Source organism: Sphingobium sp. B2, from assembly GCF_007693735.1.
In the GTDB taxonomy this organism is placed as follows: domain Bacteria; phylum Pseudomonadota; class Alphaproteobacteria; order Sphingomonadales; family Sphingomonadaceae; genus Sphingobium; species Sphingobium xenophagum.
Genome location: NZ_VDBZ01000028.1, coordinates 1 through 1,098, shown reverse-complemented (window position 1 = coordinate 1,098; position 1,098 = coordinate 1). Strand labels below are relative to the sequence as shown.

Genomic DNA, 1,098 nt, shown 5'->3' with positions numbered 1-1,098 from the left:
TGAAGATTACGCCCTTCTCAATGGCCGGCCCGTCAAGGAAGGTCGATAGCGGGCCTGTCTCCAGCACCACCCGGGACAAGCCTTCACAATGCTTGGTCAGCCACTTGGCCAGTGCGTCAGGATCGCTGGCGACAACATCGCGCTTCAGGATCGCACCATCATCGTCGACCACACAAATGTGGGTGGTCTTGTCACTAACATCCAAACCAGCAAAGATCGCCATTGGTCACCCTCCAGCATTGAAGCGCCATGGCGACTTCGTCTCATCCAGGAGGGTGGCTAAATCAATTACGCGGTGTCCAACAAAGCGGACATGATGACCGACCCAAGTGCGGCAATGGAGATGTCCGCTACTGGGGAGCGAAATTTGGCCCCTGAGCGGCAAAGAATGGTCGATTTCACCCTGGACCAACGCCGCGTCGTGGGACAAAACCGAGGTTCGCGAGCCGGACAGGAATGGCAGGTCCTTATCCAACACCTGCCATTCTTAGGCCCCGATGATCTTCCCCGGGAATGCGCAGGACTGGCCGATAGGCGACTGACTGGTTTGGGGTGCGGATGCATGGATAGCTGCCGTTCCCTTGCCGTCGTCCCCCGACCAACTTTTGCCGTTGCCCACCCGCGCTAGAATGACTGCTTTTGCCGAAACTCACCATTGCCATTTCATCGAACTTATTGGCAACTTTCAGAGATGCATGGTGAACGGCTGGATAACAGGGGATAAGGTGAGGAGCAGACCAAGGACTTTAGCATCGCCAATCGCCAAAATTGACTTATACCCGCCTGTCATATTTTCGAGCGCAGAACGGGGAATTACACTTCATGACTCTGGCACAGTCGCTTGCCACTGCCCGCACCGAAGAGGACGTGAAGGACGCCTATATCAAGGCGCTAGGGCTGAAGAGCGTGTTCAAGGGGCTGGTCGATATCCAGACCCCGGAAATCTGGTTCGAGGCCAAGGAAGCGCCGACGCCGCCGCTGCTGATGTTCGCGCAACTGCTGACCTATGTGCGCGCGGCGCGCAAGCGGGGTGAGGCGATTCCCGGTTTCCTGTGCGTAATCGACCGCGAAAAGGCGGCGCTGATGCCGACCGAACAC

At 57.3% G+C, this 1,098-nt stretch carries 2 pseudogenes; one reads left to right on the top strand and one right to left on the bottom strand.

The annotated features are described in order from the left end of the window. A pseudogene (locus tag FE851_RS25870) lies at positions 1-223 on the bottom strand (IS110 family transposase); the annotation flags it as partial. A 599-nt stretch (positions 224-822) separates the two neighbouring features. On the opposite strand from FE851_RS25870, the pseudogene FE851_RS25860 reads away from it, so the two are divergent. Next, positions 823-1,098 (top strand): annotated as a pseudogene (locus tag FE851_RS25860) (hypothetical protein); the annotation flags it as partial.